The following is a 12,796-nucleotide window of genomic DNA, read 5'->3' as shown; positions in this document are numbered from 1 at the left end:
GTAATTTATTTCGTATTGATGAAGCAAGAACTGATTGATAAATATAATGTGTCCGTCCCGCGATACACAAGCTATCCGCCTGCCAATTTCTTTCGTACCTTTACTGAGGAGGAATATTTGCAGGATGTAGAGCTTAGTAACAAAGCACGGAATAATAATCTGTCCTTTTATTTCCACATGCCTTACTGTCGTCGGCTGTGCCATTACTGTGGTTGTAATTCTTATCCAATGCAGAAAGAGGCGCAAGTGAGGGAATATGTTGATGCATTACATAAGGAGATTGACCTCGTTGTTGCTCATTTAGACCGTAATCGGTGTATATCTCAGATTCATTATGGAGGAGGTAGCCCGACAGCAATGCCTGTTAGTGCTCTGAAAGAGCTGAATGAGCATTTACTCTCTTTGTTTGATACGATAGCAAAGCCCGAGATTGCGATTGAATGTCATCCCGGTTATTTGACAAAAGAGGATTGGCAAGGACTTGTTGAGGCTCGTTTCAACCGTTTTAGTATCGGTGTACAGGATTTTAATCTTGAGGTTCTGAAGCTTGTTAATCGTACTCCTTCAGAACTACCAATGGAAGATATCATGCAAATCCTGCGTTCTTCAGGAGCAAGTATCAATATGGATTTCCTCTTTGGCTTACCTCTTCAGACAGCAGATAGCTTCCAACATACTATCGAAAAGGCTGCAGAATTACATCCCGATCGTGTTACAACGTTCAGTTATGGTCATTGTCCGTGGATATTTAAGCGGCAGATGATATTGGAGAAAGCAGGATTACCATCAGCTGATGAGAAGGCTTTGATGTTCCAAAGAGCCAAGGAGGTGTTGCATGCAGCAAGTTATCAGAGTGTAGGACTCGACCATTTTGTTCTCCCAAGTGATGAGTTGGCTGAGGCAGTCACTACACATCGTCTGCATCGTAACTTCCAAGGATATTGCACCCGACGTACAACGGGGCAGGTATATGCCTTTGGTGTGACAGGAATCAGCCAGTTGGAAACAGCTTATGCACAGAATACGAAGTCTATAGAGGAGTATGTCTCTGACGTATTAGCAGGTAAGTTGACAATAAGAAAGGGATATCAACTTACTCAACAAGAACAGATTGTACGGGAAGTGATAGAGACTCTGATGTGTAACTATCATATTGACTGGGTACAATTGGCAGAGGAGTTGTCGCTCACTGTGGATGAAGTGAAGGCTGCCATACATTATGATGAGCCCCGATTGCGTGAGATGGAAGCGGATGGGATACTCCATCTCACGACTAATACCTTGGAAATGACAGGTGAAGGCAATCCTTTCGTGCGCACAGTAGCTGCTACACTTGATCCAATGATGGTTAATACGGATAAGAAGTTTTCGAAGCCTATATAGATGATTTATCCTCTATCTCTTTCTATTCGGAAATAGACTGGAAGATAAGGCATACTGGGAAATATAACAATATGGAACGACAACGAAAGATAATAGTTATTGGAGCGGGGCTGACAGGCCTCACTTGTGCTGCTCACTTGCGCCATAAGGGACAGGATGTACAGGTGTTGGAAGCTACAGAACGTATCGGTGGACTCATGCAAACAGAGGATTTTGATGGATTTATCATGGAACAAGGTCCAAGTACGGGTACTATTAAGTATCCTGAAGTGGCTGAACTCTTCGATATGTTAGGCGATAAATGCACGCTGGAGGTGGCACAGTCTTCTGCAAAATGCCGTTTGATATGGAAAGATGGACACTTTTGTGCATTGCCTTCCGGGCTTTGGAGTGCAGTGACAACCCCTCTCTTCACTCTAAAAGATAAGTTCCGTATCCTTGGTGAACCATGGCGTAGAAAGGGAACTGACCCCAATGAGAGTGTAGGTGCACTGGCTGAACGACGATTGGGACGCTCATTTGTAGACTATGCTGTCGACCCTTTCCTCTCAGGTGTGTATGCTGGAGACCCTTACAAGTTACCAACTCGTCTTGCATTGCCTAAGCTTTACAACTTGGAACAGTATTACGGGAGTTTTATTAAAGGGGCTATGGCACTTGCTAAGGCACCTAAAAGCGACAGAGATAAGCGTGCGACGAAGGAGGTTTTCTCCACACGTGGTGGTTTCAGAAGCCTTGTTTCAGCACTCGCAAAGACTATAGGGGATGATAGGATTACCACAGGTTGCACGCACTTGCATGTAGAACCATTAGGAAATAAGTGGAAACTTTCATGGGGTGAGAACACTATTGTTGCCGATCAGGTTGTTACCACTTGTCCAGCCTATAGTTTACCCGACTTATTAACCTTCCTTCCTAAGGAGCAACTTGATGATTTAAGCAACCTTTATTATGCCCCAGTGATAGAGATTGGGGTAGGGATGAAGCATACAGGTGACGTACATTGGAATGCTTTTGGCGGATTGGTACCTTCTAAAGAACAACAGAAAGTGTTGGGAATCCTTATGCCTTCTGCCTGTTTCGTGGGTCGTTCGCCAGAAGAAGGAGCCACTTATGCGTTCTTTGTTGGCGGTGCTCGTCATCCAGAGTACCTTGATAAGACTGATGAAGAGCTGAGAGAGCTTGTCAATACGTCTCTTCATACGATGTTAGGTTATCCCAAAGGAACGCAGGCAGATGCTATTCGTATCTATCGACATAGCCATGCTATCCCACAGTATATGACGGAGACTGATATTCGTCTTCGTGCTATTGATACTGTTGAACATACTTATCCCGGTTTGCACATCATTGGTAATTTGAAAGATGGTATCGGTATGGGTGATAGAATCAAGCAGGCTGTGGATTTAGCAGAAAGGATTGGTTAAGCATTGAGCCATCTTTTGATAGAAAGACTACCCCTATAGATATACAAGAAAGGCTGAATCTTGAGTAAGAGATTCAGCCTTTCTTTTGTTTAAACTAGTCAAAGTATCGTCTGTTTTAGAACCGATAAGTAACTGTAGCCTTAATGTTTCGTGGTGCACCTGGGAAGGAACGAAGCTTATCATAACCACCAACCCAGTAGATTTTATTCATAATATTATCGAAGTTCAGTTGTACTTGAAGCTTACGAAGACGATAATAGAGAGCTGCATTCAGGAGTCCATAGCCTGGATAAACAACTGTATTTGCGCGTCTTCCTACTTGTCCGTAGCGTTTGCTTACCGCATTTAAGCCCAGTCCGAAGCCAAAGTTATGCAACACTCCAGTCTCTATTATATACTTTGACCAGATGTTGAAGGCATTGCGTGGCGTATTAGGACGCTGCATACCAAAGTCTTTTTCGGAGTCAGTAGCCGTCTTGGTGATAGCAGCATGCGTGTAAGCGTAGTTAGCAACAATGCTCCAGTTAGGGAGAATGAAGCCTGCAATGTCCATCTCTATACCCTTTGAAGTCTCTTCTCCCACTTGTTCCAATCGTTCAGGATTGGCTGGGTCATTGGCATTATAGAGTGTGTTGCGCTTCTGAAGATGGAAGAAAGAGAGTGTTGTACTAAGTCGTTTGTCAAACCATTCACCTTTCAGTCCAGCTTCCAAGAGCTGACTATACTCCGGATCGAATGGTCCGCCAGCGTTAGGATTACCCTGTACTGATGCGCTCTGTGGCTCAAATCCTTTTACCCATGTCCCATATACGTTCAGGTTTTTATTGATAGTGACAACTGCACCGATACGTGGAATGAAGGCATGTTGGGTGGTACGGGTTTCTTTATTGGTCTTATAGTTGAGCACATCAGTGAAGAATTCCTGTCGAATGCCTAAGAGTAGCTTCACAGGACCAGCCTCCAACTGCTCTTGTAGGTAGATACCATGAGAGTATTGCAGGTAAGGAGTGAGGGCTGTAGAGACAAAGACATATTTAGAATAGTCACGTTCAATGTTATTATCGTTGCTTGTCAGATCGTAATAAGGTACGTTTGTCTTAGGATTTCCATCTGCATCCAGCACGTAACGGGCAATGTTGGCAGGCTTGAAGACTGTCGTTGTTGTTCCATCTTTCAGTAGATAACCACCTGCAGTCATTGCTGAAGACCCTGCTTGTTGTGCCATCTGGAAGTAATCGTAACCCAAAAGGATGCGATGACGGAGTGGTCCTGTCGTCACATCATAGTTGAAGTAGGTATTAAAGCTATTGTTACGGAAGTGGCGCTGGCGTATAAGACACTGCATAAGGATACGGGATGGACTTTCTGAACCGTCAGCAAGCTTCACATAAGCATTGGCTTGATTGTGTTCACGCAGGTCTTCATCGTATGAGGAGTTCAGATAAGTAGCATTGAATGATAGCTTATCGGTGAATTTATGTGTCACGCCAAGGGTGATATTCACAAGGTTCTCTTTTAGATAATCGTTCGTTGCAGAGAGCGAACGGCTGATAGGAACAGAGTGAAGGTCGCCGTCTCCGAAGATAGGCTGCCCACGGTCAACCTTTCCATCCGTACGTTGATAGACAATATCTACGTTGAAACGCGTTCTCTTTGTTGGGAGGAACGAGAAGGATGGGGCTACGATGTAATTCGTATTTGCCTGCAGATCACGGTAAGAATCTGTGTGTTCATAGCCAATGTTTAGTCGATAGAGTAGAGTATGTCTCTTGTCTAACGGGCCAGTAAAGTCTGCATAGGTATTCAATGTGTTGAAACTCCCGACCGTTGTGGATACAGTATTACGGTTATAAGGGAGTGGTTTCTTTGTTACACGATTGATGACACCACCTGGGGAAGCATTGCCGAAGAGGGCTGATGCAGGACCTTTTATCACTTCAACACGCTCGATATTGGCCAATGACTGCTGCTTCCAGAGGCTTGTCTGTGCTCTCATACCATTGACGAGGTTACCTGAATTGCGGTTACCTGTTGTGCGGAAGCCTCGAATGGAGAAGTCATTGTAAAAGGTATATGGGCTTACACCACTGATGTTCTTCACCACATCGTTGACTGTTGTTGCACCTTGGTCGCGCACAAGTTCCTTTGTTACGTAGCCAATAGACTGTGGGATATCTTTCAATGGCGTCTCTGTCTTTGTTCCTATGAAGGAGTTTGTGTTCTTATATGACTGCTCGTTGCGTCCGATAACCTCTACTGTCTGTAATGTCTGTTCGTGTAGATAAGGTGCTGCAAGGATAGAGTCCAGAGCTGTACTGTCTGCTTGTGACTCTCTGTTTCCTTTGCTTGTATCGGTCTGGGCATGTACGGTTGTTACGGAAGTACACAGTACTATACCTGTAAGAAGTAATGAATGATGTAATCTTTTTACCATATTGTAATCTCTGAATCTAATAAAACTGTATATATGTAGACTGCAAAAGTATAGATAATATGTTGGATACACAATACCTAATATAGAGTATAAAGAAGGGGATTTCATAGGATGAATATACCTTAGAATGCAATTACCCATTTTGTGAATAAGCTTAGATTAAGAAGGAGTAGAGTGGGGAATGATTGCTTTAAAGGACTATTGAGGGACGTTTCAATAGGAAAACCATTTCTCTTTGGCTGCACTATTATGCTTTATGGAGCAACCTCCCAAGGCAACTACTCTGTGCTTTGAGAGAGTAAGTTGTACCCCTTAGCAGGTTTCAGTGCTTTGTTCTGTACGCTCATATACGGTCTTTGCATTTTGTTTCTGCGTCTTTTGTAGTCTTTATGTGCCTATTTTGTATTTGCAGAATACGTATGTTTTTATATTATCTAAGCGTGATAAAGTTTTATCACGACTTAGATAAAGTATTATCACGCTTAGATAATTAATTATCACGCTTAGATAAAACGATAACACACGTGTAAAAAGAATACAGAACCCTGGGGAAAACAAAAGAAAAACAGAGAAAACAAAATGCAAAACCTATACATTTCGTTTTCTCTGGTTATTCTTTAATATGGGTTATGAGTGATATTCAGCGGTTGGAAGGGGATGTTGTATATCCTTATAAGAGGATGGGCGTCTTTGTCTATACCCATATCAGATATCTGGAATGTCCCTTGATAGTATCTTATAAAGAGTTCTCAAGGAGTATTTATACAGGAGTATAGGATCTGTTTAAGAAGCGTGATTGTGTTTGAACGCCAACAGAACGTAGAAGAAACTAAGTATGGCAACAGCTGTTTCGGCAATGTAAAGACCACGATAGCCTGTGAGGTGGGCAATGCTTCCTGCCAATACGGCTACGAGCAGACCCGTCAGGTGGCTGATAACGATCTGTATGGTGAAGTCAGTTCCTTCTCTTCCTGGTCGGACACATTGCATGGAAGTAGTGTAAAGAACGACGGTTGCCAAACCATAACAGCTCTGGAGATACATGAGTCCGATGAGGAATGCCACCTTATTATACTCCATGAAAGTTGTTGCAAGGAAGTAAGTTGGAGCAAGGATTATCATTGCTGCAACGATAATGCGCGCCTTATGAATTCCGATACGCCGAATAAGTATACCTGAGAACCACGCCATGACGAATGAAGCGAATGTTCCGACGATACCCATCAGGAAGCCAATCTCTTTCATGTCGTAACCTTTATCAACGAGATAAGGGCGGATCATGGAGAGGATTCCAATGATTCCCATGTAGTAGAGTACTAAGAAGCCGAGTTGTGGGAGTATTTCTTTTCGGTTGAAGAACTTGAAGATGTCCGTCCATGTGGCACGATTGGTAGGCTTTTCAGTCTCAATCGTGATATGTTTGTTCAGTACTAAGGGTACAATCATCATCAATACAAAGGCTGCCAGACAGGTTACCACTGTGCTCCAACCATAGCTTTTCAAGGCTATGAGGAGTATTCCACTACCGATGACAGCACCGCCGAAAGCTCCCATAGACTGCATACTGTTGAGCATACTGCGGTCGGTCTTCTTGAAGGAGAGGATGGCGAGTGCATCCGTAGCTATGTCTTGTGTTGCTGAAGCAAGCATGGAGATAATGACAAGGATGATGATAAGCATCATCTCAGAGTGTATATTGAGTAATCCTGTAGCCAGTAATGCAATGGCATAGATAAGCTCTGTTGCTATGATTGTGCGTTTGTAGTCGCCCACTGTGATGCAATGTCGGTCGACGAAGGGCGACCATAGGAACTTTAGAGTCCACGGAAGACGGACGAGATTCAGCAATCCTATCGTTGCCAAGCTGTAGTTTCCTTCTCTCATGATGACCTGTAGGGCCGTCATGAGAAAGGAAGATGGTACCATCTGTGCTATGTAAAGACAGAAGAATGTCCCTAAACTTAGTTTCTTAGCGTTCATAATGTTTTTGTTTTTGAAAGGCTTAAGAGCCCTTGAGAGGTTGAAGTGGCCCTGAGTAGTTAGAGTATTTAAGCCGATACTGTTGTAGTATGGAGTAGTAGGTATGGTCGTCCTGGGTTATAAGGATTATCCTTGTTGCCTTTAATATATGGAAATCCCGCTATTGGATTATAACTTCCCATAACTCTCCCTGGTTCCTTCTGTCTCCTTAACATCTCTCAAAGTTTTAACAATCTTAATTCTTTTAGCTCCTTAAAAAGACACACTTACCGCAGTTCCGAATGTTAATGGCTTTCCTCTCTGTGCATAATTGCCTTGTGAAGCTTTGAAACCATAAGCCATATAGTCCGTTGCTGTGAGGTTTTTGCCCCATACCTCCCATGTAAATATGCCTTTTGTGAGGCTTACTTTGGCGTTGAGTGTAGCATAGAAGTTCTGTCGGACGATGTTATCATCAGCCCAATAGATACGTCCGAGTCCTGTTAAACCCGTGTTGAAGATAATCTTATCAAACCATCCTGCAGGCATAATGGTGTATGTCCCATTGAGAGATAGCGTGTGGTTGGGTACCATTGGAAGTCTGTTACCCGAGAAATCCTCCCTTGCACTCTTCTTGTATTCCAAGTAACGTGCATGGGTATAACCATAGTTCAGGCTAAGTTGCAAGCTTTTTATAGGATGATAAGCCAATGAAAGCTCAAATCCTTTGCTGTCAGTATGACCTGCATTAGCAATCACATTACCCACACCAGGAACGGTATAGGTTGTCTGCATGTGTCTCCAATCTATATAAAAGAGATCAGCTTCAGCAGTCAATCGCCCGTTAAGGAACTTCAAACGTGTTCCAACTTCATAGTTCCAGCTGTATTCTGGGTCGTAAGTTCGTTCGGCATCAGTCTTGAATATGGTATTGAAACCTCCTGGTTTATATCCGCGAGTGATACTGATATAGTAGAGATTATCCTTATTCGTAAGGTATTGAAGTGTGAACTTAGGAGTAAACTGGCGGAAGCTGGCACTGCTAACAAAGTCCTTTGCATGTGTCGTAACACCTGTTGAGAGAGTTGTTTTATCTTGATTATAGGTAGTCTTGGCGTGTTCATAGTCGAAACGTAGGCCAACTGTTGCCGACATTCCTCTCCATATATTATAAGAACTTTGGTGATAAATGGCATATCCTGCTGTTGGATTCTTATAGGTTGTTGGTGTAGAGAAGTCTCTTGTGAAGTAGCTTGTCTCAGCAAACTGGTTCGAATGTAGTAGCATTCCGAACAGTCCTACAATCCATTGATAGCGACCTTTATCGTTCGACTTCAGTGTCAGCTCCTGTGATAACATGTTCTGGTGATAGCTGTTATCAACGAAATAAACGTCCTGGGGTGTGAAGTCTTGGTCTAATCCTTGGTGTGACTTTATGAACTGATAGGACGTCTGGCTATTGAAACTTATATGATTATTCTCGTATTGAGCATTGAGGCCTGTTGATGAGATAAGTCTTCTATATGTGCTGTTACGATTATAACTGATAGGTAACAGCTCGTCTTTTACAATGTCATAAGGTGCATACGGGTAGCCATTCTGCTCACTATAAGTAAGTGTACTATTGAGATGTAAGAGCCAGTTTGTTGTTGGTCTCCAGTAGAACCCAACACGTCCTTCGCCCTCATTGAGCTTATCTGCCTTCTCATTGAGGAAGTGATTGGTAAACATTCCATCGTTATGATGATAGGAAGCAACTGTCGATATGCCGAACTTCTCACTTATTTTTGCATAGTTTGAAGCCTGAGCAATGAAGTCATTGTATCTTCCATAGCCCACCTTTATACGTGTTCGCTGATAGTCAAGAGGGTTATGGGTATATACATTGATAATACCTGCAATGGTGTTTCGCCCGTATAAGGTCCCTTGTGGACCACGGAATACGTTGACGGCAGCAATGTCGCTGAGGTCAATATTGAATGCTGACGATTCAAAATGTGGTACACCGTCAACATAAAAGCCCACAGCAGATCCCTTACTTTTGGTTCCTATACCACGAATGTAGACGGGTGTGTTGGCGTATGAACCATAATCAGGCATGTAGAAGTTAGGCATGACTGCTGTCAGTTCCTTCAGATTCACAATCTGTTGGTTATGTAACTGCTGCACGTTGATGGTTGATACGGCTGTAGATGTTAGGTTTCTCTTGTTCTGTTTAAAGTCTGTAACGACAATTTCGTCAAGTGGTACGTTCTTGTTCGCCGATGAATCAGGGTTGATTCCAGTTGCCCCGTTGAGGGTAAGGGTGGCAATTAATAAAGCATTTAACATAAGAAAGTAGCTTTGTTTTAAGATTTCTTGCTGCAAAGGTACGGACGATGCATAGTTCAGACAATCCTCATTTATAAGGAAATTGCTGCTATAAAAGTGATTTAAGGTATTTTCTTATATCTTATTCTTACTTTCTGAAATACTTTTCTTACCTTTGCAAGGTATATAATAAAATGTGAAAAAGAATGAAGAAGATAAGTTTTCTCCTTGGAATATTAACTGTTGTGCTTGCATTTAGCTCATGTAATAAGACCGAAACATACGCTGATCAGTTAGACCGAGAGAACGAAGCAATCAATGCTTATATAGTAAAGCATGGGATAAAGGTTATCAGTGAAGAGCAATTCGAGAAGCAAGGGAATACTACAGATGTATCAAAGAACCAATATGTTCTATTTGCTAGCTCTGGCGTTTATATGCAAATAATTGATAAAGGTACGGGTGAACCACTAAAGAAAGGCGAGACTGCTACTGTGCTTTGTCGTTTTACGGAGAATAACTTGATAACTGATACACTTCAGTTGACCAATTCTATTCTTTATTTTGGTAAGACAGTTGATAAGATGTCTGTAACTAATACCAGCGGAACATATACCGCTTCGTTTGATCCAAAGTCTAGTGTAATGTATGAAGCTTACCGTAGTACGTCTGTTCCAGCGGGATGGTTGGTTCCATTACAGTATATAAATCTTGGAAGGTTGACTACTCCTACCTCAAAATTGGCGAAGGTGAAGCTGATTGTTCCTTCACAACAAGGACAGATTAATGCAACTCAGAGTGTTTATCCTTGCTCCTATGACATCACCTATCAGCGTGGATTATAGCACTAAGAAACTTATAAGATAATGCAGAGAGGTTTTATACTCTCTCTAAACATATTTAAGTATGACACTTATCAAATCAATTTCCGGCATCCGTGGTACTATCGGAGGTCGTGCGGGTGATACTTTGAATCCGCTGGATATCGTTAAGTTTACTTCAGCTTACGCTACTTTCATTGCTCGTAAGCACCCTGGAAAGAAGTTGAAGATTGTTGTCGGACGTGATGCACGTATCTCTGGACCAATGGTTAAGAATGTTGTGTGTGGTACGTTGATGGGAATTGGCGCAGACGTAGTGAACATTGGGTTAGCAACAACACCAACAACAGAGTTGGCAGTACGCATGAGTGGGGCTGACGGAGGTATTATTATCACAGCTTCTCACAACCCTCGCCATTGGAATGCATTGAAGCTTCTGAATGAAGAGGGCGAGTTTCTCACAGCTGCTGATGGTGCTGAGGTTCTTGATATAGCAGCACGTGAGGATTTCGAATATGCTGATGTAGACGGATTGGGTAGCTATACGGATGATGATTCGTATGATCAGCGCCATATAGATGCCGTGATGGGGTTGGAATTACTTGATCTTGAAGCTGTCAAGAAGCGTAAGTTCCGTGTCGTAGTTGATTCTATTAACTCTGTCGGTGGTGTCATCCTACCCAAACTTCTCGACCGTCTTGGTGTAGAATATAAGTTCCTCAATGGAGAGCCAACAGGTGATTTCGCTCATAATCCAGAGCCTATTGAGAAGAATCTCACAGGTATTATGAATGAAGTTGCTAAGGGTGGATATGATTTAGGTATCGTTGTAGACCCGGATGTAGACCGTTTGGCATTTATTCAGGAGGACGGTAAGATGTATGGAGAGGAGTATACACTCGTCACAGTAGCTGATTATGTCCTCGACCATGTGAAGGGTAGCACGGTAAGTAACCTTTCTTCAACTCGCGCTTTGCGTGATGTTACCGAGAAACATGGTTGCAAGTATTATGCAGCAGCCGTTGGTGAGGTGAATGTAACAACGAAGATGAAGGAAGTTGGTGCCGTTATTGGTGGGGAAGGTAATGGTGGAGTAATCTATCCGGAGAGCCATTACGGGCGTGATGCTCTTGTTGGTATTGCTCTATTCTTGAGTTCTTTAGCACAGAAAGGACTGAAGGCAAGTGAGCTTCGTAAGACTTTCCCAGAGTATTTCATTGCTAAGAACCGTATTGATCTTACTCCTGAAACAGACGTAGATGCTATCCTTGTACGCGTGAAAGAGCTTTATGGCAAGGAGAAAGATGTACAGGTTACTGACATTGATGGTGTTAAACTCGACTTCCCAGAGGCTTGGGTTCATCTTCGTAAGTCGAATACTGAACCAATCATCCGTGTTTATAGCGAGGCAAACACTATGGAAGCAGCTGACGCTTTGGGTAAGAAGCTGATGCAAGTGGTCTATGATATGCAATAATTAGGATATATATAATAGTATAAAAGAGGATGTCTGAAGGTTTTTCAGACATCCTTTTTTTATAGACTTATCGTCTGATATACAAGAATAAAGCGATGCGAAGAGATCCTAATTACACAATTCTCTTTTAGTTTAGAATCTTACTGATTATGTTATTTACTTAGAAAAATTATCCGTATCTTTGTATTGTTAGATCTGAAAGGGATGGAATAATGAGTATGCTAATCCATATTTAAGGCTCTTCTCCTCATCTTTAATCCTTTTATAGTATGAAGATCAGGAAACGAGATCTTGTTCCCTAAAGTGTAAAATAGTAATGAAGGAAATCTTTTTATGCTCATATTTTGCTGAGGTAGCCACTCTTTTGCCTCAGAGTGTTCCCACTTCTTTGTGCGGAAAGACTGTAGCATTTATCCCAACTGCAAGTATCCATGAAGATTTTAATCAATATGTGGAAGAAGGAAGGGAAGCTCTTGCCGCTCTCGGATTGACTATAAAAGAATTAGAGATTACACAATGTGAACAGAAAGAGATAGAAACTGTGTTGAGGAACTGTGACTGTATCTATGTCTCTGGTGGTAATACTTTCTTTCTTATGCAAGAATTACGAAGGACAGGGACCGACAGATTGATAGTTGAACAGGTGGAGAAGGGGAAACTATATATAGGAGAATCAGCAGGGGCTATGGTCTTTGCTCCTAATATAGAGTATGCAACGAAAATGGATAATCATCTTTCTATGACACCAGGATTTGAAGATTTTACAGCACTTGGTATCGTAAGTTTCTATCCTGTTGTGCATTTTAATAGCTTCCCCTTTATTGAAGCGACTCGGATAGTTATGCAAGAAAACACTCATCTGCCCTTAAAACCAATTACAAACAAGCAAGCCATAGTTGTCATTGGTGATACTATCTCTATACAAAGTAAGCAATAGCAGCTGTTTATCTCCTCTATTCAGAGTTTGATTTATAGACATAAAAAA

8 protein-coding genes are annotated in these 12,796 nt (G+C 42.2%); 5 read left to right on the top strand and 3 right to left on the bottom strand.

The genetic code is table 11. From position 1 onward, the window contains the following. Nucleotides 1-18 precede the first annotated feature (18 nt). A complete protein-coding gene (gene hemN / locus ACZ48L_RS03220) occupies nt 19-1,383 on the top strand; it encodes an oxygen-independent coproporphyrinogen III oxidase (RefSeq protein ID WP_464722010.1) in 1,365 nt (454 codons plus the stop codon). A 71-nt stretch (nt 1,384-1,454) separates the two neighbouring features. Beyond that, a complete protein-coding gene (hemG, locus tag ACZ48L_RS03215) occupies nt 1,455-2,810 on the top strand; it encodes a protoporphyrinogen oxidase (RefSeq protein WP_025792722.1) in 1,356 nt (451 codons plus the stop codon). Between the two features lie 115 nt (nt 2,811-2,925). On the opposite strand, the gene ACZ48L_RS03210 is transcribed toward hemG, so the two are convergent. The 3 genes from ACZ48L_RS03210 to ACZ48L_RS03200 all read right to left on the bottom strand — a co-directional run bounded on the left by ACZ48L_RS03210 (nt 2,926) and on the right by ACZ48L_RS03200 (nt 9,534). Next, nucleotides 2,926-5,244 (bottom strand): TonB-dependent siderophore receptor, encoded by a 2,319-nt coding sequence (locus ACZ48L_RS03210; protein ID WP_025792723.1) that lies wholly within the window; start codon nt 5,242-5,244, stop codon nt 2,926-2,928. 783 nt (nt 5,245-6,027) lie between these two features. After that, on the bottom strand, nt 6,028-7,224 hold the full coding sequence (locus ACZ48L_RS03205; RefSeq protein WP_025792724.1) for an MFS transporter: 1,197 nt from the start codon (nt 7,222-7,224) through the stop codon (nt 6,028-6,030). A 252-nt stretch (nt 7,225-7,476) separates the two neighbouring features. Next, nucleotides 7,477-9,534, bottom strand: coding sequence for a TonB-dependent receptor (locus tag ACZ48L_RS03200; RefSeq protein WP_464722009.1), 2,058 nt, complete (start codon nt 9,532-9,534; stop codon nt 7,477-7,479). A 185-nt stretch (nt 9,535-9,719) separates the two neighbouring features. On the opposite strand from ACZ48L_RS03200, the gene ACZ48L_RS03195 reads away from it, so the two are divergent. From ACZ48L_RS03195 to ACZ48L_RS03185, 3 genes are all read left to right on the top strand, one after another. Next, nucleotides 9,720-10,358 (top strand): DUF4827 domain-containing protein, encoded by a 639-nt coding sequence (locus ACZ48L_RS03195; RefSeq protein WP_025792725.1) that lies wholly within the window; start codon nt 9,720-9,722, stop codon nt 10,356-10,358. Between the two features lie 61 nt (nt 10,359-10,419). Beyond that, on the top strand, nt 10,420-11,811 hold the full coding sequence (glmM, locus tag ACZ48L_RS03190; protein WP_025792727.1) for a phosphoglucosamine mutase: 1,392 nt from the start codon (nt 10,420-10,422) through the stop codon (nt 11,809-11,811). Between the two features lie 316 nt (nt 11,812-12,127). Beyond that, nucleotides 12,128-12,748 (top strand): Type 1 glutamine amidotransferase-like domain-containing protein, encoded by a 621-nt coding sequence (locus ACZ48L_RS03185; RefSeq protein WP_025792728.1) that lies wholly within the window; start codon nt 12,128-12,130, stop codon nt 12,746-12,748. Nucleotides 12,749-12,796 lie beyond the last annotated feature (48 nt).

The organism is Prevotella histicola (genome assembly GCF_055385135.1).
This window is presented reverse-complemented; position numbering and strand designations above follow the sequence as displayed.

What these genes read in the sequence shown, in the direction of transcription:
- hemN (WP_464722010.1), top strand. Translation starts at nt 19, where the DNA reads ATGAAGCAAGAACTGATTGATAAATATAATGTGTCCGTCCCGCGATAC.
- hemG (WP_025792722.1), top strand. Translation starts at nt 1,455, where the DNA reads ATGGAACGACAACGAAAGATAATAGTTATTGGAGCGGGGCTGACAGGC.
- ACZ48L_RS03210 (WP_025792723.1), bottom strand. Translation starts at nt 5,244, where the DNA reads ATGGTAAAAAGATTACATCATTCATTACTTCTTACAGGTATAGTACTG.
- ACZ48L_RS03205 (WP_025792724.1), bottom strand. Translation starts at nt 7,224, where the DNA reads ATGAACGCTAAGAAACTAAGTTTAGGGACATTCTTCTGTCTTTACATA.
- ACZ48L_RS03200 (WP_464722009.1), bottom strand. Translation starts at nt 9,534, where the DNA reads ATGTTAAATGCTTTATTAATTGCCACCCTTACCCTCAACGGGGCAACT.
- ACZ48L_RS03195 (WP_025792725.1), top strand. Translation starts at nt 9,720, where the DNA reads ATGAAGAAGATAAGTTTTCTCCTTGGAATATTAACTGTTGTGCTTGCA.
- glmM (WP_025792727.1), top strand. Translation starts at nt 10,420, where the DNA reads ATGACACTTATCAAATCAATTTCCGGCATCCGTGGTACTATCGGAGGT.
- ACZ48L_RS03185 (WP_025792728.1), top strand. Translation starts at nt 12,128, where the DNA reads ATGAAGGAAATCTTTTTATGCTCATATTTTGCTGAGGTAGCCACTCTT.